General features: G+C 69.0%; 15 protein-coding genes and 2 pseudogenes. 8 read left to right on the top strand and 9 right to left on the bottom strand.

What is annotated here, in order from left to right:
- Positions 1-50: 50 nt before the first annotated feature.
- Positions 51-1,436, bottom strand: coding sequence for an MFS transporter (locus GA0115254_RS42640; protein ID WP_093900616.1), 1,386 nt, complete (start codon positions 1,434-1,436; stop codon positions 51-53).
- Positions 1,437-1,801: 365 nt separating this feature from the next.
- Between GA0115254_RS42640 and GA0115254_RS47150 the strand changes: the two genes are divergently transcribed.
- Together GA0115254_RS47150 and GA0115254_RS42645 are read left to right on the top strand one after the other, a co-directional pair.
- Positions 1,802-1,987, top strand: a complete 186-nt coding sequence (locus tag GA0115254_RS47150; protein ID WP_256103111.1) for a hypothetical protein — start codon at positions 1,802-1,804, stop codon at positions 1,985-1,987.
- On the top strand, positions 1,969-2,373 hold the full coding sequence (locus GA0115254_RS42645) for a transposase family protein (protein ID WP_370741034.1): 405 nt from the start codon (positions 1,969-1,971) through the stop codon (positions 2,371-2,373). The genes GA0115254_RS47150 and GA0115254_RS42645 overlap by 19 nt, the downstream gene beginning before the upstream one ends.
- Before the next feature lie 312 nt (positions 2,374-2,685).
- Here GA0115254_RS42645 and GA0115254_RS42650 read toward each other — a convergent pair whose 3' ends face one another.
- Positions 2,686-2,952: a hypothetical protein gene (locus GA0115254_RS42650; protein ID WP_093900617.1), complete on the bottom strand. Its 267-nt coding sequence runs from the start codon at positions 2,950-2,952 to the stop codon at positions 2,686-2,688.
- 140 nt (positions 2,953-3,092) lie between these two features.
- Here GA0115254_RS42650 and GA0115254_RS45120 point away from each other — a divergent pair, with 140 nt between their 5' ends.
- Both GA0115254_RS45120 and GA0115254_RS42655 read left to right on the top strand, forming a co-directional pair.
- Positions 3,093-3,290: a hypothetical protein gene (locus tag GA0115254_RS45120; RefSeq protein WP_176740530.1), complete on the top strand. Its 198-nt coding sequence runs from the start codon at positions 3,093-3,095 to the stop codon at positions 3,288-3,290.
- A 98-nt stretch (positions 3,291-3,388) separates the two neighbouring features.
- The gene (locus GA0115254_RS42655; RefSeq protein ID WP_093900618.1) at positions 3,389-3,904 is read left to right on the top strand and encodes an MBL fold metallo-hydrolase; all 516 of its coding nucleotides are present in this window, start codon (positions 3,389-3,391) and stop codon (positions 3,902-3,904) included.
- 509 nt (positions 3,905-4,413) lie between these two features.
- On the opposite strand, the gene GA0115254_RS42660 is transcribed toward GA0115254_RS42655, so the two are convergent.
- The 5 genes from GA0115254_RS42660 to GA0115254_RS45125 form a co-directional block, all read right to left on the bottom strand.
- A complete protein-coding gene (locus GA0115254_RS42660) occupies positions 4,414-4,884 on the bottom strand; it encodes a hypothetical protein (RefSeq protein ID WP_093900619.1) in 471 nt (156 codons plus the stop codon).
- 96 nt (positions 4,885-4,980) lie between these two features.
- The gene (locus GA0115254_RS42665; RefSeq protein WP_141721012.1) at positions 4,981-11,403 is read right to left on the bottom strand and encodes an RHS repeat domain-containing protein; all 6,423 of its coding nucleotides are present in this window, start codon (positions 11,401-11,403) and stop codon (positions 4,981-4,983) included.
- A gap of 222 nt (positions 11,404-11,625) precedes the next feature.
- A complete protein-coding gene (locus GA0115254_RS42670; protein ID WP_256103114.1) occupies positions 11,626-13,551 on the bottom strand; it encodes a LamG domain-containing protein in 1,926 nt (641 codons plus the stop codon).
- On the bottom strand, positions 13,548-15,227 hold the full coding sequence (locus tag GA0115254_RS47155) for a hypothetical protein (protein ID WP_256103112.1): 1,680 nt from the start codon (positions 15,225-15,227) through the stop codon (positions 13,548-13,550). Before GA0115254_RS47155 ends, GA0115254_RS42670 begins: the two co-directional genes overlap by 4 nt.
- Positions 15,200-15,958: a hypothetical protein gene (locus GA0115254_RS45125; protein ID WP_176740531.1), complete on the bottom strand. Its 759-nt coding sequence runs from the start codon at positions 15,956-15,958 to the stop codon at positions 15,200-15,202. The genes GA0115254_RS47155 and GA0115254_RS45125 overlap by 28 nt, the downstream gene beginning before the upstream one ends.
- A gap of 785 nt (positions 15,959-16,743) precedes the next feature.
- Between GA0115254_RS45125 and GA0115254_RS45130 the strand changes: the two genes are divergently transcribed.
- On the top strand, positions 16,744-17,190 hold the full coding sequence (locus GA0115254_RS45130) for a hypothetical protein (protein WP_176740532.1): 447 nt from the start codon (positions 16,744-16,746) through the stop codon (positions 17,188-17,190).
- Between the two features lie 480 nt (positions 17,191-17,670).
- Here the strand turns inward: GA0115254_RS45130 and GA0115254_RS42690 are convergent.
- A pseudogene (locus GA0115254_RS42690) lies at positions 17,671-18,030 on the bottom strand (hypothetical protein); the annotation flags it as partial.
- Positions 18,031-18,482: 452 nt separating this feature from the next.
- Here GA0115254_RS42690 and GA0115254_RS42695 point away from each other — a divergent pair.
- Together GA0115254_RS42695 and GA0115254_RS42700 are read left to right on the top strand one after the other, a co-directional pair.
- Positions 18,483-19,337, top strand: a complete 855-nt coding sequence (locus tag GA0115254_RS42695) for an alpha/beta hydrolase family protein (RefSeq protein ID WP_093900622.1) — start codon at positions 18,483-18,485, stop codon at positions 19,335-19,337.
- 117 nt (positions 19,338-19,454) lie between these two features.
- Complete coding sequence (locus GA0115254_RS42700; RefSeq protein ID WP_093900623.1) at positions 19,455-20,855, top strand: carboxylesterase/lipase family protein; 1,401 nt, start codon at positions 19,455-19,457, stop codon at positions 20,853-20,855.
- A 39-nt stretch (positions 20,856-20,894) separates the two neighbouring features.
- Here GA0115254_RS42700 and GA0115254_RS42705 read toward each other — a convergent pair whose 3' ends face one another.
- Positions 20,895-22,076, bottom strand: coding sequence for a PucR family transcriptional regulator (locus GA0115254_RS42705; protein WP_093900624.1), 1,182 nt, complete (start codon positions 22,074-22,076; stop codon positions 20,895-20,897).
- Between the two features lie 101 nt (positions 22,077-22,177).
- On the opposite strand from GA0115254_RS42705, the pseudogene GA0115254_RS48095 reads away from it, so the two are divergent.
- Positions 22,178-22,405, top strand: a pseudogene (locus GA0115254_RS48095) (RHS repeat-associated core domain-containing protein); the annotation flags it as partial.

Consider the following 22,405-nt stretch of genomic DNA (forward strand, 5'->3'; position numbering starts at 1 on the left):
CGGCGCTCGTCGGGCGGGCCCGGTTCCCGGACCCGCCCGACGAGCAGGGCTCAGACGGTCCGGGCGTCGGCGGGCAGCGACGTGGGCGCGTCCGGCTCCGCCGCAGCCTCTTCGATGTCCGCGAGATCCCGGTTCCTGGTCTCCTTGGCACAAACAACCGCCAGCACGGTGAGGAGTGCCGCGGCGATGACATACAGCGAGATGGGGGTCGAGCTGTTGAAGTCCGCGAGCAGCGCGGTGGCGATGAGCGGCGCCGGGGCGCCGGCCGCGACCGACGAGAACTGGGCACCGATCGACGCACCCGAGTACCGCATCCGGGTCGCGAACATCTCCGAGAAGAAGGCCGCCTGCGGCGCGTACATCGCCCCGTGGAAGATGAGCCCGACCGTGACGGCGAGCAGCAGATTCCCGAAGCTGCGGCTGTCGATCAGCGCGAAGAACGGGAACATCCACAGCGCCACGCCGATCGCACCGACGAGGTAGACGGGCTTGCGCCCGAACCGGTCGGACAGCGCGCCCCACATCGGGATGACCGCGAAGTGGACGGCCGAGGCGATGAGCACGGCGTTGAGCGCTGTCTGCTTGCTCAGGTCCGCTGCTGTGGTCGCGTAGACGAGGATGAACGCCGTGATGACGTAGTAGCTGATGTTCTCCGCCATCCGGGCTCCCATGGCGATCAGCACATCGCGCCAGTGGTGTCGCAGCACGGCGACCAGCGGCATCTTCTCGGCCGCCGCGGAGACCGCCTTGCGCTCCTCGGCCTGTGCCAGCGCAGCCTTGAACACCGGTGATTCATCGACAGAGAGGCGAATCCACAAGCCGACGACCACCAGCACACCGGAGAGCAGGAACGGTATGCGCCAGCCCCATGCCCCGAAGGCCGAGTCCGACATCAGCGCGGTGAGTGCGGAGAGCACTCCGGTGGCGAGCAACTGTCCGGCCGGCGCACCCGTCTGCGGCCAGGAGGCCCAGAACCCGCGCCGCTTGGCGTCCCCGTGCTCCGAGACGAGCAGCACGGCCCCGCCCCACTCACCGCCGAGGGCGAAGCCCTGCACCAGCCGCAGGACGGTGAGCAGCACGGGGGCGGCGGCCCCGACGGTGGCATGCGTCGGCAACAGCCCGATGGCGAACGTCGCTCCGCCCATCATCAACAGACTGAGCACCAGAAGCTTCTTGCGGCCGAGCCGGTCGCCGTAGTGCCCGAACACCAGGGCACCGAGCGGCCGGGCGGCGAAGCCGACCGCGTAGGTGAGGAAGGAGAGCAGCGTGCCGACGAGCGGCTCGGACTCGGGGAAGAACAGCTTGTTGAAGACCAGCGCGGCAGCTGACCCGTACAGGAAGAAGTCGTACCACTCGATGGTGGTGCCGATGAGGCTTGCGGCGACGATGCGCTTGAGCGAGCGGGTGGTAGGCGGGGCGGATGCCGAGGCAGCCATGAACACCACTTCCGGACGTTGGCGGGGACGGTTTCGTGTCGCCACACCGTAGGAATGGGCAGGTCAGAGGCACATGTGGCGGGACACCATAGTTCTCGGGCCGGGTGTGCGCGGGGCCACCATGACAGGCACGTCGAGACTGCTTCGAGGACCGTATTGAAGGCCGACAAGTGCCTGTCTGGATTGTGTTATTCGGTACGGTTCATTGCCCTGGTGCTGACTCCCGTGCTGGTTTGGTGCTGACCTGAAATCGCATGTCAGCACCCCTGATCACCTGTCCCGTGCTGACTTGGTGCTGATTACGCACCGTTGAACTTCGGCATTCGGGGCGGATCGGGCGGGTAGAGGATGCGGCGGCGGATGCCGTGATCACCCTGCTCGCCGCCCAGGCGCCGCGCCTGGACCGCGCCCTGAAGAAGGTCGCCCACCAGGGCGGGGAGGCGGTCCTGATCGACGGCACCCTCATCTCCACCCAGCGCCGTACCGGAAGGCCGACCGGCGGAACTACTCCGGTAAACACCACCATCATGGCCTGCACTTTCTCGCCCTGACCGACGAGCGAGGCCGCCTGATCTGGATATCTGCTGCTCGGCCCGGCCGCACCCACGACAACGCCGCCGCACGCCATGACCACATCCTGGCCCACCTATGCGCCGCCGGCCTCGGGGCACTGGCCGACCTCGGCTTCCGCAGCCTGGACAACGACGTACTCGACCCCGTGATCGTCACCGGCTTCCACGCCAGCCGCACCCACAAGCTCACCCCCGGCCAGAAGACCGCCAACCGAGTCCTCGCCATCGGACGCGCACCGGTCGAACACGGCTTCGCCCACCTCAAGAACTGGCGGATCCTTACCAAGCTCCGTACCGATCCCGCTCGCGCCACGCGCCTCCTGCGTGCCCTGCTCGTCCTGACAAATCTCGAAGTCAACCGCTGATACAACGTCCAGCCCCAACCTGTACCTAACCCGCGTGTAGTGGGAAGTTGGAGTGCCTGCGCCGCTCGGGCGGCATGCCCTTCAACTGCAGGGAGGATCGATCATGACCCGGAGCACGACACGCTGTGGCGTCGCTGCGCGTACCTGGGTCGCGTCCTGCTGCCGCTGCTGGACCAGGAACCATGGCGCCAGGATCGCCGCCGAGAGCGGCTGCACTCCTGGAGTATTGACGTGGCGGTGGGGGAACGGCTCATTGAGGTTTTCGCGGCTTTAGCCGCCCACGCTGTCGCGGTTGACACTTCCTTGTCCGCATCAGAGTTCGAGACCCTGCCCCTCAGCGCTGTGGCCGACGCGGCGACCGGCAAGCAAGACTTCGAACTGCTCGCCGGGCTCCCAGACACCTTCGCCGACGACCGCGACGAAATCGCGGTCAAAGTTATCCGCCTGTACGCCTACACGGGCGGCCAGACCAGCCTCCAGCTCCTTCGACTGAGCACGGAAGTGCGCCGAACGCTGACCGTCCTTGCCGCCCGCGAGCCAGTGCCGTCCCCCACGTGCGCAGACCTCTTCCGATCCCACTCCGGGCCGTTGGCGCCAGCGATACACCGCTGGCTGACGGACGATCTACTGCTCAGACTGCCGCCCGCGACCAGCGTGAGCGACCCGAGAACCGGCCACACCAGCCCTTTGACCTGCGTCTTCAAGTTGGCGGAGGCTCAGTGGACAGCATCAGGCAGGGCGTCGTGTTCCACGGGCCGATGTGCATGCCCTCGGTCGGCTCGGCGCCCTATACCAGTTGCTGGACGGTGGTGCTGCGGGTACGCCCTCCCCGTTTGCTCGGCGGCCGTGGCTGGTATGTCAGGCCCACCCTGATCGGAGGACTGCCGAACGATGCCGAGATCAATCAGGAGGAGTGACCGCGTAGCGGCCGCAACCGACCCATGCCCCCTGCGGAGCCGAAGCACGACGAAGGTCGAGGCGGATGCCCAGTTCCGAAGTGTACGAAGCCTAAGCATTGCGTTACGGGACGGTCAGGACCAGCAAGTCGGCCAAATACCTGCACTACACGACGTACGGCGAGCCGGACGAACCGCTGGTCGCCGACTTCTACTTCTGGCTGGTGCGCAACGGCCGCCGTACGGTCCTTGTGGACTCCGATTACGACGATGTGCGCACACGCGCGCGGGGCTACCTGCACACGCATCACCCCGTGCAGTTACTTGCCCGCTTCGGACTCCGGCCCGAGGACATCGACCATGTGGTCGTGTCCCACCTGCACTTCGACCATATCGGCAACCTCGACCACTTCCCCCGTGCGGCGTTCAGCGTGAGCCGGGACGAGTTCGCCTTCTGGACCGGCCTGCGAACTCAGTGCCCGACACCCAGAAGGACTGGGTCGCCACACGCGCACGAGCTCATTGCTGCCTTCGAGAAACTTGACTACGCCTTGGCCCCGGCCTCGTCCACGGTGACGCATACCCCGGCAACTGCCTCTGGACGGCCACCATGCGCTCCTCGGCGACCGGGATGACGCGGCCATCGGGCCACGGGAGGTCGACCTTGCCAACACCTACCAAGGCCGGCGATTCGGACGAACTGCTGCTGAACTCGAAACGTTTGGGAAAGCGTATGGGTACGACATCACAAGCTGGCCCGGTCTACCCATGCTCATCCGCATCCGCGACATGCACACACTCAGCTCGCACATCCGCCGCGCCGACATAGGGAACGCAGCAGCATCCCACGAACTCGGTCGGAGAATAACCACTCTTCAACGAGGTGACACTGCGGCAATCTGGAAGGCGGCTTGAGCAGCTCCTGATTTGGCAAACTCGCCGAGACCGTAGTCGGAGCAGCTCGGTCCCGGCTCACCGCGCTGCCCGGCGAGAGGCCGGCGGCCGCGGTGGTGGCTAGCCTGGCGGAGGGCGTGATGGCCCTCGATGAGGAGATCTCCGGGCTTGACGCGCTCAATGCGAGGTCGTAGGCCGTCCTCGCCCTCACCACGCCTCAAGCTGAAGTTGAGAAGACTCCGGGGCCGCGCTATTCCTGCTGTTCCCCCTCCCGTGACGGGTCCTCCCAGGACGGGTCCACGGGGACGTTCCAGCCTCTCAGCATGGCCAAAATCTCCGCCCGGGTCTTCGGCCGGGCGAACCGGAAGGCGCGGTCGAGTACTTCCCTGCTCTGCAAAAAGAATTCCACGAAAGTGAAGTAGGCCGTATCCACCAGCCAGCCACTGGGGTCCTCCTCGAGTCCCTCGATAAACTCGAAACAACGCGCCAGGAAGTCCTCTGCTTCCGCATCAATCTCCGGAGACTCCATCAGGGGTTGAAAGAGAGGGTAAGTGAGCACTTCGGACAGGAGCGTTCCCGGGTGGGTGTTGACCTGGTCCCAGTGAGTCACCTGCGACGCACGCAGGCCGTGGCGCTCAGCTGCCTTTTCGAAATAGGGCTCAACTTCCGGGAGCAGCCGCATGAGCTGCGTGACCAATTCATCGGAGGAGATTGCCTGCATGTTCCTACTCCTTCGTATTGTGCTGAATAATACCGCGCCACCGGCCGGGAGCTTCTCCCGGCCGGTGGCGCGCTTCTGGTAGACGGTCAGGTGAGATCAAGCCACCGGGACCACCACATAGCAGTCACCGAAGAACGCACACCCCGCGCCCTGCCCGTCGGGGATCACGTCCAGCGGGTCCGTCAGGGACTCGGAGAGCTGTTTCGTCGCTTCCTCGAACCCGTAGTTGTAGGCGTCCACCGGGAACTGCGCAACGCTGGCGGCACCGCCCACCACCCCGAACGCCTTGGCGAAACCCCTGCCCTTTATCCTCTCGCCCGAGGGCACGGCCCGCTGAGCGGCCTTCGGATGCAGGTTCTCGGGGACGGCGAACTTCTGTCCGGTGACCTCGCTCATCGACTCCGCCGAGATGACGGTCTTGATGAGTTTGGACACCGTCTTGTCGAAGCCCGACGCCTTCACGTTCTTCGTCACCTGCCCGGCCACGTCATCCGCGTTGAGGGCCGTCCAGAGTTCCTTCGATTCGTTGAGCGCGACCTTGCGGTCGGAGTCGGAGAGAATCCCCTTTCCGGTGTCCTCCTTGGCCTTCCGGTCCTCCTCCAGCAGATCACGCAGGCCGCCAAGTTTCCCGACTGCCTTCTCGATGTGCCATTTCGTTCCGTCACCGCCGAAGCCCTTGCCCTCGTTCAGTTCCTCGATCAGGGCCGAGGCCGTCTTGCCGTCGCCCACCACGTCCTTGTCCGCGACCATCGGCCTCATGTAGAGCTCCTTGATGATCCTTTCGAGGCGCTCGTTCTGCACCGGCGGCATGTGGGCGCGCTTCTTGTGCATGCCCGGGTTCGGGTTCTTCTTGGGCTTCGAGGGCTTGCTGGGGACGACCTTTCCGCCCGAGCACTCCTTGGGGTTCTTGTTGCAGTAGTCCCGCTCGTCCGGGTCGTAGTTGCCCGTCGGGTCGCTGCGCCGCAGCGGGTTGTTGTGCCCGTAGGCGTAGCCGTTCAGTTGCTGCGGGTCCGATGGGTCGACCACCGCGTCGGCGCTGAGGAAGCGGCCGGTGTCCGGGTCGTACTCCCGGGCTCCGAGATGGGTGAGGCCGGTGGGGTCCTGCGTACCGCCGACGAAGCCCTTGGTGCCCGGCCAGCTTCCGGCCGGCACCGCCGTGCCGCGTGCCTCACCGAAGGGCATGTTGCGGCGCTGCACCATAGCCTGGGTCGTGGCGTCGATGGCGAGTTCGCCGGTGCCGTGGTGATCCCCGACGACGAACGAGAGCGAGCCGTTGTCCTGGCGTACGGCGCTCGCCCCGCCGAGGTCGTAGTACCGCCGGGCCGTCGTCTTCCCGGTCGCCTTCGTCCAGGTGATCTCCGAGGCGCCCAGGTACAGCGTCGAGACGCCACCGGGACCGCGGCTGATCAGCCGTTTGCCGTCGGCGTCGTACAGGTACTCCGTGACCGAGGAACCCTCGGTCACCGAGGCCAGATTGCCCTCGGAGTCCCAGGCGAACGACTGTTTCGCCCCACCGCTGGGAGTACGGGACTCGGTGCCGCCGCCGGGCTCGTAGGTGTACGTGTCCTTGCCGGTGGCGGCGCCCGTGGAGGAGACCGACGTCAGGGTGTTCGGCTGGCCCTTGCCGTTCTCGTTGTAGCGGTAGGTACGTATAGTGTCCCCGGCGGTCTTCCCGGCGGGGTCGTGCGCGGTGTCGGTGTCGCGGTTCCCGGCCGCCGTGTAGGTGTACGACTGCCAGTACGGCGCCGGCCCGCCGAGCGCAGCCGTGCCGGGGGCCGGTGCGCAGTCACCGGCCGGTGTCCACGCCTCGGTCAGTCGCTGGAGGTAGTCGTAGCGGAAGCACTGCCGGTCCGTGCCTTGGCGCGAGGCGTCGGTGACCGAGGTGACGTTGCCCGAGTCGTCGTAGTCGTAGGTGGTCGCGCGGTCGACACCGGGGACGCCTTCGCGTTCGGTGCGGCTGGTGTGCAGCCGCTGGGTGCCCGGCTCGTACGTGTTGTTGATCCAGGTCCGCTTGCCCGCGCCGCCCAGCTCCAGCTCCTCCAGCTTCCCGGTGAGGCTGTAGCGCGCGTTGCCGATGTAGGTGCTGAGCCCTTCGGTCTTCACCACGCGCTGGAGCGCGTCGTAGGTCGGTGCGATCACCTCGGCGGGCAGGTTCCCCGCCGCCGGGTAGCTGGCGGACTTGACGGTCCCGTCCAGGTTGTAGTTGGTGTTGGTCTGGTAGCTGATGCCCGCGGTGCCGCCGAGTCCGGGCTCCGAGGCCGGGATCGACACGGTCGTGCGCAGTGGCCTGTACAGGTTGTCGTACGCGTCGATCGTCTGCGTGTACTTCGCGCCGCCCGCGCCGCCGACATGGCGGGTGGAGCTGCCCAGGTACCCCTTGCGTACGGTGTCGAAGGTCCAGGAGGCCAGCAGCGGGCCCGTGGTGGAGTTTTCCCGGGTCTCGGTGTGCCGGCCGAGCCGGTCGTAGACGAAGGCGAGTGTCCTTTTACGGCCGACGTCCGTGGTCGTGGTGACCCGGTCCGCGTCGTTGTACGTCGTCCTGGTGGTGCCCGAGTCGGGGTCGGTGGAGGTGAGCTGGTGCCCGAGTAGGTCGTAGGTGTAGGAGCGGACCGTCTTGTCCGGGCTGGTGACCTTCGTCAAGTGTCCGGCACTGTCGTGCTCGTACAGCGTGGTGTCGAAGGCGCCGGTCGGTGACGGCCCGTGGAACTCGTGCAGTTCCTTGGTCCGGCCCGCCGCGTCGAGCACTGTCTCGGTCGGGGTGGTGCCGGCCGGAGGGTCGACGGTGATCAGGTCGGCGCTGTGGGTGGTCGTGGTGCGGGACAGTTCCACGCCCACGCCGTTGCCCTGGAGCGTCTTGGTGACGGTCGGGCGGCCCAGGCCGTCGTACTCGTTGACGGTCTGGGTGTCCACGGCGCCCTGTTCGGTCACGCCGAAGAGTTTGGCCTCCGGTGCCTTGATGGCGTAGTACGGCGCGTACTTCCGCTCGACCAGGCCGCGTTCGTCGTAGAACGTGTCGTCGATCAGCCGGCCGCCGTCGGGACCGGCGGACTGCGACTGGCGGGGCCGCAGCCAGCCGTCGTAGAGGATGTACGACGCCAGCTGGCTGCCGTCGTTCATCAGCTTCTTGGCGACGACCGCGGCGATGGCGCCTTCCGAGATCCGGTAGTTGTACTCCAGGTTGGGTGTCGGGCTGGAGGCCTTGGGCCGGTTCGCGAGCCAGGCTTTGGTGAGTCGGCCCAGCGCGTCGAACTCCGCTTCGCTGCGCTTGCTGTTGGCGTCGACCGTGGCGGTGGGCAGCGAGCGGACGCCGTCGAACTCGGTCACGACGGACTGTGCGCTGGCCGGGTTGCCGGCGACCAGTTCGGTGCCCGTCACGGTGAGGGTGCCGGGCTTGGTGGTGGTCGCCGGGGTGAAGACGGTCGTACTGCTGGCGCCCGACGAGTCGGAGGTGGACCGTACCCGCCCGTAGCTGTCGTAACCAGTGTTCTTGGAGCGGTAGTTGGGCGTTGTGCCGGTGTAGCCGGTCAGTTCCTCCTGCTTGGTGAGAAGGCCCCGGGTCGGCGCGGCGCCGAAGGTGAGGGAGTCGTAGGTGTTGCGCTTGCGGGAGAGCACGTGCGCGGGGTACGTGACATCCGTGCCGCACGCCACGTCGAGGACTTCGACCTGCTTGGGCAGGGCGCGCAGCCAGTTGGCGGCGTTGTCGGCGTACGAGGTGGTCGTGCACTCCTCGTCGCCGGGCGTGGCCTCACCGAGGTCGCTGTCCTCGATGACCCTTCCCTCGTCGTCGAACTTGGTCGCGGTGGAGGTCTGCTGCCAGCTGCCGTCGTGCTTGCGGTCCCAGGTGCGGGTCGCCGCCGTGCCGGTCAGGTTGGCGGTGACCGTGCCCCAGTCCCGTGCCCGCTTGGCGGTCTCCTTGCGCCATGGGGTGCTCACGGTCTTGCTCTCCACCGTGCCGCCCGGCGCGGTGTAGTCGATCGTCTTGAACTCGGTTCCCTGGAAGGCCTCGTGGTCGGTGAGGCTGCCGCCCTCGCCGTCGGGGACGGTCACCGACTTGGTGCCGCCCGCGGCGTTCTTGCGGTCGCCGTCCATGCCTCGCAGGAACCGGTGCTCGGTCAGTGAGCGCATGCCGTTCCAGCCGCCGGACTGCACCTGGACCCGGCCGTAGCCGTTCCACTGCGACCAGGTCTTGTACTTCTCCTTGGTCAGGCCGTCGTCGTCGGCGTAGTGCCAGGCGGCGCCGTCGAGATACGCGTACTTGGTGACCATGTCGTCGGCGCCACCGGTGCGGTCGGTCGCGGTGACCTGCGTGACGACGTACTTGTTGAACCACTCCTGGACGGGGTCCGGTGCACCGGCGGGCTGCCAGTACTGCGGGAAGCAGCGCGTGGTGTTCGTCTCCGGCTCGGGCAGCGCGGCGAAGTCGCACTCGGGGTCCGAGTAGGCGACATCGATTGAACCGCCCGACTCGTCGGAGACGTTGGCGAGCCGGTACTTGATGAAGGGTGCGATCCCGTCACCGATCCGGTCAAGACGGTTGGGCCCCTGCTTGTAGCCGAAGGTCACCCTGGGCAGGGTGATCGAGGGGGTGGCGGACAGACCGGTGTGCTGGATCGACTCCAGGAGCAGGGAACGGTCGATGTCGGCGTCGCCCCACTTCTGGGTGAACGCCCAGGCGTCGGCGTCCGCGTAGCCGCCCGAGGGCTGGAGGACCTGGGTGGTGACCTTGGAGAGCCGCTTGCGGGACCAGAAGGACGGAGCGAACCGGCCCTTGTCGCAGTCGGTGCCCGCCTTGCAGTTCAGGTAGTACGGCGTGTCCTCCCATCGGGTGGCGTCCTTCTCGATCTCCGTGGGGGCGCAGGCTGCGGCCGTGGGCTGGATGCACCGCTCGGTGTTGGTGAAGACGACCTTGCCGGTGGCCTTGGCGGTGAAGAGCGTGTCGCTGCGCTGGCCGTACTCGATGTGGTCGATGACGCCGCCGCGCTCGTACAGGGTGTCGTCGGCGGCCACGCGGTTGCGGCCGTAGGAGTTGGTCTCCGGGCTGTACCAGTACGACATGGCGTTGCCGTTGAGGTCTTCGACGTAGTCGAGGTTCCAGCGCCAGGCCTGCTGGCACCAGGACGCGGCGAAGGTGGCCTGGTGGCAGGGCTCGTCGGCGTTGTTGCCGAAGACGGGCACGGTCCAGGTGGACTTCGTCTCGGGCTTGCCCGTGGTCCAGTTGGGGAGGCGGTTGTAGCCGAAGAAGTACTGGAGGCCGTCGGTGGTCGTCACCTTCCAGTACTCACCGTCGTTGTCGCCGTTCGCCCGCTCGGTGGCGTTGCTGAGCTTTTCGACGCGGGTGCCGTCGTCGTTGCGGATCCGCCAGGTGTCCTTGCCCGCCGGGATCAGCTCGCCCGCACGGCCGTTGAAGCTGATGGTGGCGTTGTCGTACCCCCAGCACTGGTCGCCGGGGGCGTCGTCCTTGCTCCAGTCGCCGTCCTCGCCGCACGGCTTGTAGCGCCGCTCGATGAAGCCGGTGTTCATGTCGAAGCCCGAACCGACCCAGGAGGACTGGTTGTTGCTGTTGGTGGTCTGGCCGTCCACGGCGCCCGAGGAGTAGCCGATGGACAGCTTGGGCAGCAGTCCGCCGGGCACGGTCGGCGCGGTCAGCGGGTAGGACCAGGAGAAGTCGCCCGTCTGGAGGCTGGTCTGCCACGCAGCGGACGACGACAGCGGGGTCGCGGTGTAGTCGCCGGCGCCCGCGGAGCCGCCGGCGGGGTCGGCCACGGCGGCGAGGAGGACGGCGGACGCGGCGGGGCGCAGCGCGACGGCGTCGGCGGAGAGCGTGTGCTTCTCGCTGTCGTTGCGGCCCGCCACCGGGGTGGTCGTACGGCAGCGGGGCAGCTTCGGGGTGGTCAGCGCGCAGGAGGGCAGGGTGACCAGGCGCAGCCGGGCGCCGTAGTCACCGCCGTATGCCTCGCCGAACGCGGAGTAGTCCAGGCTGACGCCGACGCGGCGGGCGCCGGAGGAGGCGCCCGCCGGGCCGGTGCCGCTGACAGAGAGCAGGACTCCGTCGAGCCCGAGGCCGCGGGCGGTGTCCTGCGGAAGGAGCCGCACCTGCGCCTCGGCGGAGCCGGTTGCCGCCGGGTCGGCCAACAGCCGGACGGGCAGGCCCGGTACGGGCAGGGGGGCGGCGGCGGTGCGCTCGGCCTGCGCGCCCGCGGCCTTCCTGTCGGCACCGGCGCCCGGGGTGACTGCGGCGGGCAGGGTGACCTGCGCGGCGCCGGCCTTCGGCCAGGTGGCATGGGGCGCACGGCGGGGGCCGGAGGCCAGCCCGTCCGGCCTACGCGGCGCGGTCCCGAGCGCTTTGCCGGGGACGGGGTGGTCGGCCTCGACGGGCGGTGCGTGCGTTGCACCGCTGGGCTTCGGAGCGGCCAGCGCGGGCTCGGCCTGGAACAGCGAGGCGGCCATGAGTGCGGCCACCGCCAGGGCGATATATCGGTGGAAGCGGGCCGCGCGACGCGGCGGTATGGGTCTGGACAACCCGATCGTTCCTTACGTAGTAGGTGGGTTGGTTCCGGTCACTCGCAGGACCCGCGGGCCCACGGACCTGCGAGCCCGCGGACCTGCGGGCCCACGGGTCCGGGGACGCCAGGGTGCCGTCCGGTCGGCGCTCCCCATGCGGGTTCGCGGGCCCGTCCTGGCGGGCGGGCCCCGCCTCGCGGGTGTGTGGAGACGCGTCGTCGGGCCGCCCGAGGGCGCGGTCTACGGGCCTGGGACCGTGTCCAGGGATTCCCCGTTGCCGAGTTTGATGATCTGGGCGTCACTCGCCACGCCGGAGAACATCCACACGTCGTCGATCACGCCCGGCCAGTACTCGCCGGGCGTCCCGTTCTCCTTGTTGCGTCCGAACTGGAGCTGCTTGGTCGCCTGGAAGGGAAGGACGTTGGTCCGCCACGACATGGCGTCCAGGACCTGTTCCAGGTGGCCGTTGACGTACAACCGCGCCTCGTCGGCGAAGGCGTCGTACACGACAGCCAGGTGGTCCCACTCGAAATCCGACTGGAAGCTCGAATGCCGCACCACGGGCCGTGCCGCGCCCGCCGTGTCCGCGGTGGGCAGCTCCAGTTCGTAACCGCCCTGGTTCTGCGGGTCCGTGGGATCCGGCGCGTACCGCACGGTGAAGGCGCTGTTGACCCCGCCTTCCGCCGATAGGACGGTGACCTTCTTCTGCGGGCGTGCCGCGGTGTTCACCCAGGCGGTTGCGGTGAAGCTCTCCTTGGTGTTCACCGGGACCGTCGCGGCGGCGGCGTAGTCGTTCGCCCCGTCCAGGACCAGACCGCCCGCGCCGACCCATCCGGCGCCCGGCTTCACGGCCGCCTGGGCGCCCAGGACCGCGGGTCGCCTGCCAACGCTGTCGTCGGGGCTGGAGGCCGGCGTGCCCGCCGTCGTGGCGTCGAATTTCCAGCGCCCCTTCACCTGCGGGTGCTGCTTGAACAGGTCACCGGCCTCGTCCTTGGAGACCACCCGGTCGTACAGGTGCACATCGTCGATCTGCCCCTTGAAGAACGAGCCGGGCCGGGCGCCGTACGACCCCGCGCCGACCTGCACCGGACCGGTGGCGTCCCAGGGAGCGGGCACGAACGGCACCGTGGAGACGAGCCCGCCGTCCACGAAGAGCCGAAGCTCCTTCAGTGTGCTGTCGTAGACACCGAGGAGATGGTGCCAGCTGTCGCCGGGGTAGACCTGGTCTGCGGCGGGCTTGCCGAGGTTGGCCATGGCCCGGGTCGGCTGGACGCCCGCGGTGTCGGAGTCGTACCGGTTGAAGACCCAACGGCGGTACGAGCTTGAGTAGTAGAGCTCGAAGCCGCTCTGCTGCGCGCCGGCCTGGGTCGCGATGATCTGCGCCGTGTCCGACTCCGCCTTGGGGAGTTTGGCCCAGGCGGACACCGAGAAGCTGCGCAGGGTATTGAGCTGCGGCCCGGCGGTGCTCGCGTAACCGTTCGCCGTGGAGCTGAGGTCCAGGGCGCCGGCCACGTTCCCCGGGACGCCGAACGTACCACCGCCGCCCTTGAGGACCAGCGGGCTTACCTGGCTCGCGCCCTTCGCCACCCGGGAGGTGGCCGCGTCGTCGAAGTCCCAGGCCGCCTTGGCCGGACGGCCGGTGGTCATCGGCTCCTGGCGGGCCAGCCGACCGACGTCCGCCGCGCCCAGGGGGCGGTCGTATACGGCGGTCTCGTCGATCGCGCCCTGCCACGGCTCGGCATAGGCGCCGTTGTACTTGGCGCGGCCGAACTGGAGGTTGGCGGCGGCGTGCCAGGGAGTGGTGACGGCGGACGTGCCGACCGCGACACCGTCGACGTACAGGGTGTACCTTCCGGCCGCCGCGTCACGGACGGCTGCGAGATGGGTCCATTTGCCGACCTCCGGCGGGGCCGGTGACAGCACCTGCTGGGCGCCGAAGTCGGCGCCGGTTCCGTCCTTGGTGGGCACGCGCAGCGCCCAGCGCCTGCTTCCTCCCTCGTAGCCGAGGTAGAAGCCCGCGTGGGAGGTGCCGTCGACGCTGATCGCGGTGGCGGTGGCGGCGTCCGAGTCGAGGCGCGCCCAGGTGGATACGGTGAAGTCGCCGTCGGTGTCGAGCAGATGTGGGCCACCGGCCGCGTAGCCGTCGGCTGCGCCTGCGGTGTTCAGCGTGAGGGCCGTGCCGTGGACGCCCGGTTCACCGAGTGCCGCGCTGCCCCGAGCAGGGCGGGCCGGTCGCCGCCGCTGCCCGGGTCCTGCGTCGAGCCGGCTGGGGCGTCGAGGGTCCAGGTGGCTCGTTCCGGCTGGCCGGTGGCCACGCGAAACTGGTAGTTGGCGATGGTGCTGGCGTTGTTGTTGGCGTCCCAGGCCTGGACGTAGAGGTTGTTGAGCCCCGGCCGGGTCGGCATCACATCGATCGAGACGGCCGCTCCGGGGGTCGCGGGCTTGCGCTCGTTGGCCGCGGTGGGGTCCGCGTTCAGGCCGAACCAGTACTTGGTCACGTCCGTCGCGGTCGAGTCGATAGTGAAGCGGCCGTACCGTCCGACGCCGTCCAGCCACGGGTCGAGCGGGTCGTCGGTGTGCGAGGCGGGGTACTGCGAGGAGACCACGGTCGGCGCGGCCGGGTGCTGGGAGTCGAAGGTCAGGTAGCAGCCGGTCTGGGTGTCACCGGCATAGCTCCATGGCCCCCACAACTTGCCGTCCGAGGCGCGCACGCTCCACGAGGTCTTGACCTTCTGCGGGATGGTCGACGGGAGCGTGATCGTGTACGGCTGTCCGGAGGCCTTGGGGCCGATCCGGCCGGAGTTCCAGTGTTCCTTCCAGCCGTCTCCCGCGTCCCACTCGACCTTGAACTCCGCATACACCTGGTCCTTGTCGGGGTCCGACAGAACGGCCGTCGCCTTGGGGATGACGTTGACCGCCTTGGGCGCCAGCGTGCAGGTGCCGCCCGGACTCATGGTCAGCTGCGACTGCTTGGGCTGGTTCGGCGGGTTGTTGTACTCGACGCGCAGGAAGCCGTTGCCCGCGAAGCGCTTCCACTGGTTCTCGGCGTTCTCGTTCGGCGCCTTGAGCCCGAAGGTGAGCGTGGTCTGCTTGTTGGCGGCGGCCCAGACGACCGCGTCTTTGGCGTTGAACTCCAGGTCGCCGTCTGGGCAGGAGGCAGTCGCGCCCTTGGCCGCCGTCACGGTCGGCATCTGGTCGATCCAGTAGCCCCCGGCCTTCTGGTCGTTCCAGGAAGTCGTCGAGGTGAGCGACTTGGTGCGCCAGAACTCCACCGGCTGCTTGGTGCAGTTGTACGCGAACGTCTCGCGGACGACGAACTCGGCGCTGGTGATGCTCTTCCCCGCGAAGCTGGTCACGGGCAGCTTGTAGAACAGCCGCTTGGCGTCGTTCGGCGCGCACTTGAGGCCGGTGAAGTTCGGCGGGCAGAAGCCCATGCCCGAGTCGGCGGCGCCGTCGAACTTGTAGAAGTGGGAGTCGGGGTAGGCGCGGGAGACCATCGCGTAGGCGGACGTACGGGGTGAGGACCAGGCCGGGTCGATGAAGACCGGGTAGCGGGTGTCCTCGCCGGAGAGCAGTTCCGGGTCGGGGATGAGGAGGAGGGAGTCCCCGGTTACGGAGACGCGTACATCGGCCCGCGCCGAGGCGTCGCCGGGGCCTTCGTACAGATCGGGGGCGGGCGCTGTACGCGAAGTGCCTTCCGCTACGCCGGACTTTGCGGTGGTGCCGGATGCGGCGGACGACGCTTTCGCCTGGGTGCCCGTGCCCGTGCCCGCGTTCGCACCCGCACCGGTGCCGGCTTCGCGGGAGTCCCACATCACCGGCTGTGCCGCCTCGAAGGCCACGCCTCCCGCCTGGGTGTCGACCGCCTCAAGTCCCCCCCCGCGACAGTGGAGCGGACGGTGAGTCCCTTGCCGGCCATGGGCAGTTTCAGTTCGGCGAGCGCGGGGTTCGCTGCGGCCTCGGCGCTCTTGACGACCAGGACCTGGGAGAAGCCGTCGGGCTCCGCGGTCATCCGCAGGTCCACGTCCGGCAGAACCTCCGGATAGGTCACGGACGATCCGGAAAGCACCGGGGCGGGCAGTGCGCCGGGCCACGACAGGGACAGCTCCCGGCCTGCCTTGACCATCCTGACCAGTGGGTCCCGACTGCCGCCCGCTGAGAACACCACATCGGCGGCGGAGGCGACGGGCGCGATGCCGACGCCGTCCAGCCGCCGCAGGCCAGTGTCGATGTCGACCCATTTGCCTGCCCGGCGGGTGCGCACCGGTTCCAGATGCCTGATCTCGGTGAGGCTGCCGCTCGGGTTGACGAACACCTCGTGGCTCGCACCGCGTTCGGAGACGACCTCCACCTGCTTCCCGTCCCGCCGGGCCTGCTCCCGCGCCTGGTCGATGTCGGGGGAAAGGGTGTCCAGTGCGGGATCGTCGGCGGCAGGGTACTGCGTCCGGGCCGCATCCAAGGTCTGCGCGACCGCGGTGGGCAGGGACGATCCTGGTAGCTGACCGGTGAGCAACGCCCCGACCAGCAGGGAGATCGCGCCGACGGCTGCTCTCCTCCACGTTCTTTCAGTCACGCCAGTGCCCCTCACGCCTTCTTCATAATGTGAAGATCACTATCTGGCTGCCCGATTCAAACTGTCAATGAGCTGTGCGTGGGCCCCAAATGCCCCTTGTTTGTTCGGATCTGGACAAAAAAAGAGTGCTACTTCGGCATAACGCCCAAACCGGAGGCTGGTATTCGCACCGAAAGACGTGGGCTTCACTCGCGCCGCGAGGGGTATTTTCGGCCGGAGGGGCGGCCACGAACGCTATTGACCCGAAACACTTGTGATTGCGGATCGCTGAGCTGGGTGTGAGTGATTTGGTTGGGGACACATGGCACTTGTCGCCGTTGGCGCAGGAGATTCTGCGCCCTCGGGCGATGGCAGCGATGGCAGCGATGGCAGCGCTGGTCGCGGGGCGGGGCCGGGAGGACGCTGCGTCGGTGTTCGGGGTGTGGCTGAAGGCCGTGGACAACTGGTGGGTGGAGTGGCAGGCCCGGGGGTCGGGACGCGCCGCTCGCGCAGCCGCGTGGTCGTCCGGTGGGCATGCATCAGGTGCTGGGCGAGGCGGAACAGGCGGCGGTGCGGCAGGCGATACTCGATCAACGGCCGTGTGATGTGGGCCGGCCTGGTTGGCCAGTTGTGCACGCGGAGGCTGGTCGGTGATCTGAACGCGAAGCTCTCCGTACGCATCATTCCGCAGCCGCTCCTACGTGCCCCGGCTGGCCTTCCTGCTGAAGGATCTGCCGGTGTAGGTCCGCACCCGCCTGCTGTGCCTGTCCATCGCCCTGGTCGCGGTCGGTCTCCTCGGCACCGGCGTGATCGTCACCATGGCCCTGCAGGGCTACCTCCAGGACCGCGTCGACGACCGGCTCGTCCTGACCGGGCAGATCGCTGCCCGCCTCGCCCCGCCCGCCGGCACCAGCACCCCGCCGAGCGTGCAGGCCCTCGGCGTCCTCGGCGACACCACCGTGACCTATCTGGACGACGACGGCGCCACCCGCAAGGCGTTCGACGCGAGCACCGTACCCCCGGGTGGCGGTCCCGAACTCCCGGTTCTCGACCACGCGGCCGTCCTCGCCCACGAGGGCCGCCCCTTCACCGTCCCCGCGAAGGACGGCGACCACGAGTGGCGGGTCATCGCCCTCACCCAGCCCGGCCAAATGTTCCCCCCGAAAGGGCCGAGGACCGAGGCAGCGTCGTGGTGGCCACCTCCCTCGACGAGGTCGACCGCACCATCACCAAGACGCGGAACCTTTCCCTGACCGTGGGGGCCGCCCTGCTCACGCTCCTGACCGCCGCCGGCTGGTTCGCCGTCCGCTCCGGGCTGCGCCCCCTGACCCGTATCGAGGAGACCGCCACGGCTATCACCGCCGGTGACTACTCCCATGGCGTCCCCGAACTGGCCGCCACCCACACCGAGGTGGGACGCCTGACCGCCTGCCTCAAAGATGCTCGCCCAGATCGACACGGCCTTCCAGGCCCGGGCGGAGGCCGAAGCCCGAACCAGGCGCTTCTTCGCCGACGCCAGCCACGAACTGCGCGCCAGCCGTCTGGAAACCGACGGCACCGCCCTGCGAGCGGCTCTGCGCGCCGGGCGCCAAGCCGTCACCATCCGGTTCCGAACGTGAGTCGTTGCGGTCCAGGAAGAGGGCGGCGGCGTCGAGCCGGGCGCGCAGGTTCGCGGTCTCCTTCTCGTGGGTCACCCGCACCGTGTCACCGATCTTGGTGCTGGTCCTTTCCAGGGGGAAGGCGCCTTCCCACGCGACGCATACGGTGCGACCGACGAGGGTGCGCAACACCGGCCACATCTGGAGGAGCGGATCCCGGTTGAGGTAGTGGGGCAGATCACCGCGCAGGCCCTCGTGCAGGACGGTGCGGTACAGGCCCATGCGCTGGCGAGGCTTGCTCATGTCGTACGACGTCAGCCCCGACCACGCCATGTGCAGCGGCAGCTCCACGACCCCCTGAGTGGGGCCGTGCAACTCGTCCAGCGACTGCGGCAGATGCCGCCGGAACTTCTCCCGGTACGGCGCGAGGTCCTCGGCGACTGCGCCCGAGATGTCCATCGGCGCAGGTGCGGGATGCTGTGGGCTGGAGGGCATGACCTCGCACGCGGAGTGCGTCGCGACCCTTGAACCGGTGCGGGAAGACGCCTGACCTACGGTTTTATCGGTGTGCATTATGTGCGCTGCGGGTGTTACGGGCGATATCTTGACGCTGAAATGACACTCGTGGCGCTCATGTGACGCTCGTTCTGATGGAGCGTCACCTGATTGACCGTGCAGGTCATGCGGGGCGGACGGTGCGCGGGGCTCTCTCCGTTCCCGGCGTTCTGCTCTCGGGACCGGGCGGTGGGCTCTCTGCCGTAGCGGCGGAACCGAGCATGGCACCCTCACCGCGCTCAGGCCTCTCGGCATGTTGCACAAACTCCGACGTCGCTGCTTGCCGCGATTGCGCAGAGACGGGTCTCGAACCGTGCTTCAGGATGTGCGATCAGACAAGGCGTGAGCCGGATGAAACATCCAGTTCACCGTGACGACATCGGGAGTCCGCTGTGCTCTGGAGAAAACTGCTCGTCCCCCTGACCTCGCTCCTGCTCCTGCTGACGGCTTCTGCCGGCGCGGGAGCGGCAGCGGCGTCCACCGGTTCCCCCGCCGGTGCCAGTGCCGAGGCGGCCGCGGCCGACTACGGTGCTCCCGGCCCCTACGCCACCGCGGTGGAGGTCGGGGTGGTGACCACCCTGTACTACCCGCGTGACATCGCGACCAGTGACCGCCGCCACCCCGTGATCGTGTGGGGAAACGGCACCTTCGCCTTCCCGGTCGTCTACCGCGACCTGTTGCTCCACTGGGCCAGTCAGGGCTTCATCGTCGCCGCCGCCAACACCCCGCAGTCCAACCTCGGCATCTCCATGCGCGCCGGGATCGACCTGCTCACCCGTCGCAACGCCGACCCCGGCAGCCCCTTCCACGACCGTGTCGACCTGGAGCACATCGGCGCGTCCGGTCACTCGCAGGGCGGCGCCGCCGCCATCGTCGTCGGCGCGGACCCGCGCATCGACACCATCCTGCCCATCCAGCCCGGGCCGCTCGCCGACATCGACGACGTACACGTACCCGCGCTCCTCCTGGCCGGGCAGAAGGACAGCATCGTCTTCCCCTTCCTGGTCAAGGCCTTCTACAACGACGCCGACCACATACCGGCCATCTACGGGGAACTGCGCGGCGCCGATCACTTCACGGTCGTGGGCGACCCCGGCCCGTTCGCCGCGCCCACCACCGCCTGGTTCAAGGCACACCTGATGGGGGACCAGACGGCGCGTGCACAGTTCTTCGGGGCCGGCTGCGGGATCTGCACCGACAGCGGCACCTGGTCCGACGTCCGCCGCAACGGCCTCGCAAACCGGTGACCCGCTCCCGGAGATCCCTTCCGCCGTGACCGGCGGCCGTCCCGATCCACGCCGCCCGCCCCTGACGCTCCCCCGACCGGGGGCGGCCGGCCCCCGTTCGCACATGGAAGGACCGCCATGGACCTCATCGCGACCACCGGGCAGGGCAAGGTCCGAGGCCGTTTCCACAACGGGATCGCCACCTTCCTCGGCATCCCCTACGCCGCCCCGCCCTTCGGCGCCCACCGCTTCCGCGCTCCCGCCCCGGTCGAGTCCTGGGAAGGGGTACGAGACGCTCTGGAGTACGGGCCGACCGCCCCCAAACGCCCCTACCGCCCGCCCCTCGACCGGCTGATACCCGATCCGAGCATCGCCGGGGACGGCTGTCTCAACCTCAACGTCTGGACCCCATCCGTCGGCGAGGGCCGGCTGCCCGTCATGGTCTGGATCCACGGGGGTTCCCTGCGCAACGGCTCGGCGAACCTGCCGCTCTACGACGGGGGCGCCTTCGCGCGCGACGGGGTGGTCCTCGTCTCCGTCAACTACCGGCTCGGCGTCGAGGGGTTCGGGGTCTTCCCCGACGCCCCCGTCAACCGGGGCCTCCTCGACCAGATCGCAGCCCTGATCTGGGTCCGCGACAACATCTCCGCCTTCGGCGGAGATCCGGCGAACGTCACCGTGTGCGGGGAGTCCGCCGGCGCGATCAGCGTCGCGGCCCTCATGACCAGCCCCGGCGCGGCCGGGCTGTTCCACCGGGCGATCCTGCAGAGCGGCCCGCCGCACACGATGTCGCGCCGCGAGGGCGCGAAGACCGTACGGTCGATGGCGAAGAGACTGCGGATCCCGGCCACCGCCGAGGCGTTCGCGGCGGTGGACCGAGACCTGCTGCTGGACGCGCAGGCCGCCGTCGTCGACCGGTCCGACCCCATCGGCGGCGGTCCCGGCTTCCACATCGTGGTCGACGGCGACGTGGTGCCCGCCGCCCCGCCCCTTCCCGAGGCCGACCTGCTGCTGGGCTGCAACCGGGAGGAGTACCGGCTGTGGTTCGTACCCGGCGGAACCGTGGACCGGATCAGCCGGCTCACCCTGCGGCTGGCACTGCTGAAGATCCGTGTCCCGCAACGCGTGGCACGCCTGTACCGAGCCACCCGGCCGCACGCCAAACCCGGTGAGATCCTGGGAGAGATGGCCACCGACCTGCTGCTGCGGGGGCCGCTCAACCGCCTCGCCGACTCCCGGCCCGCCCGCACCTTCGTCTACGAATTCTGCTGGCGCTCGCCCGTGATGGGACTCGGCGCGTGCCATGCGCTGGAACTCGGCTTCGTCTTCGACAACCTGCGCGCCGCCGAGGACCTGACCGGGCCCGGCGCGCCCCAGCCACTGGCCGACGCCATGCACCGGGCCTGGGTCGCCTTCGCCACTACCGGACAGCCGGGCTGGTCCGGCTGGAACGCGGACCGGCCCGTCATGGTCTTCGACCACCCCGGAGCCGGCCCGGTCCTCGCACCCCGGCACGAGGAACTCGGCGCCTGGCTCTGACAGATGACAGGCCGAGCGCTCGCCGACGCCGGCCGTGGTTCATCCGCTTTCCGCTGCTCCTGCGGATCCCTGCCATCCGGTGACCCCGCGGTGATCCGAGGGCCCGGCCAGGTCCCTGGCGACGAGCGCCGCCTGGATCAGCCGCGCCTGCGCGGGAACCGCGAGGTCGAGGCCCGTCAGCGCGCTCACTCGCTGCAACCGGTAGTCCAGGGTGTTGCGGTGGACGCACAGCTCCAACGCCGTCTGGCGGCGGTTGAGCCCCCGCTCCACGAACACGCGCAGCGTCTCAAGCAGGTACGGATGCTCCTCCAAGGGGTCGAGTTTGGCCGCCAGCCGCACCAGGCCGTCCCCGGGGCGCGCGAGCTGGTGCTCCAGCAGCACGTCGTCGAGGCGGTAGCACCCGGGCGGGCGTCCCAGGCGCCGGACGAGATCCAGCACGCGGCCGGCCTCCTGCGCCGCCGAGGAGATGGCCGCCGGTACGGAGGAGCGGGCAGCGGCGGCGCGCACGGGCTGCCCCACGTCCTTCTCCAGCCGGGCCACCAGGCCCGGCACGTCGGACCTGCCCGGCAACAAGGCGATCCGAGCGACGTGGTCCATCAGCACAGGGATCCCGGTGAAGGCGTCGAGCGAGGACTGCACCAATCTGCTCGGCGGGTCGGACTCGAACGCGAAGGCGACCACCTCGTACTCACCCGCCACGGCCACCCGCGCCACGCCCGCCAGCTCCTCGTACGGCCGTCCTGCCAGCAGGGCGCCGAGCAGGGCCCGCCGTACGCGCTTGTCCTCGCTGTGGAGGTCCTCCTGGGCGTTCTGGTGGGCGAGGACGACCGCGGGCAGCGCGGCGTGCAGGCAGGCGAGCAGCTTGCCGCCCGCCCCGGCCAGCTCACCGGGCTCCGCGACCTCCGTCAGCGTCTGCCACCACACCTCGGCGCCGATCAGGTACGCGGCGATCACCGCCTCCAGGGGGACGCGCTCCTCGGCCCGGCGCGCCGACCACTCGATGAGCCGGGTCAGATCGCCCGGCCCCATCGGACCCCCGCCGCCGTCGCGCAGTGCCCTGAGCAACAGCGCGTGCACCGCCGCGATGGACCGCGCCACCTCGCCCTGGAGGGTGGCGCGGGGCAGCGCCCCGTAGAACGGCGCCTCCGCCGCGCAGCGCGCGACCACGACGGCCGTGAGGTCACCGACCCGGGCGGCCATCCGGGCGTGCAGGTCCGACATCGGCGCATCGTCACACCGCCCCGGCCGTGCCGTCAATCGGAGCCCCGGGTCCGGCGGCGCGGGCAATGCGTCGGGCGTGTCCCCGAACCGCTCCCGACCGCCAACTCGTCGACGAAAGAGGCGACGTCACGTGGCACACCCGTAGCATTCTGTGGGGCGCTTCTGTCTGGACGGCGACAAGCTCGACGTACACACCGTTGCGCTTCCCTGGTCAGTACTTCGACTCGGAAACAGGACTCCACTACGACTACTTCCGCCACTACGACCCCGAATTCGGTCGACGGTGGCTGGAGCAATTGTCAAATTCTGTGGATCACGGGCGACTCACC

This window comes from Streptomyces sp. Ncost-T10-10d, from assembly GCF_900091955.1.
In the GTDB taxonomy this organism is placed as follows: domain Bacteria; phylum Actinomycetota; class Actinomycetes; order Streptomycetales; family Streptomycetaceae; genus Streptomyces.

Bases quoted from the DNA above. Each gene is read 5' to 3' on its own strand.
- GA0115254_RS42640 (WP_093900616.1), bottom strand. From the start codon at position 1,436: ATGGCTGCCTCGGCATCCGCCCCGCCTACCACCCGCTCGCTCAAGCGC.
- GA0115254_RS42660 (WP_093900619.1), bottom strand. From the start codon at position 4,884: ATGCAGGCAATCTCCTCCGATGAATTGGTCACGCAGCTCATGCGGCTG.
- GA0115254_RS42700 (WP_093900623.1), top strand. From the start codon at position 19,455: ATGGACCTCATCGCGACCACCGGGCAGGGCAAGGTCCGAGGCCGTTTC.
- GA0115254_RS42705 (WP_093900624.1), bottom strand. From the start codon at position 22,076: ATGTCGGACCTGCACGCCCGGATGGCCGCCCGGGTCGGTGACCTCACG.